The sequence below is a fragment of the Gemmiger formicilis genome (assembly GCF_016901605.1).
Classification (GTDB): domain Bacteria; phylum Bacillota; class Clostridia; order Oscillospirales; family Ruminococcaceae; genus Gemmiger; species Gemmiger formicilis_B.
Window position 1 is genome coordinate 1 of record NZ_JACJKP010000909.1, and the last position, 219, is coordinate 219.

General features: G+C 57.5%; 1 protein-coding gene. It reads left to right on the top strand.

Annotated features, from left to right (window positions below; all coding sequences use genetic code 11):
• Nucleotides 1-219, top strand: a 219-nt coding sequence (locus H6B10_RS19200; RefSeq protein ID WP_204652538.1) for a hypothetical protein, incomplete at both ends; no start/stop codon positions are given.

Genomic DNA, 219 nt, shown 5'->3' on the forward strand with positions numbered 1-219 from the left:
CATTCCCGCTGTTGACAAGGTTGTTGCCGCACTGGAAGGCGACGAGCGCACCGGTGCCAAGATTGTCCGCAAGGCTCTGGAGGCTCCTCTGCGCCAGATCGCTGCCAACGCTGGCAGCATTTTCCAGAGCAGAACGGGTAACCTTGGTCGGGTCAACGATACCGGACTCGATCATATCCTCGACGTACTCTTCCTTCTGCGCATCAAAGCCGTAGTTAG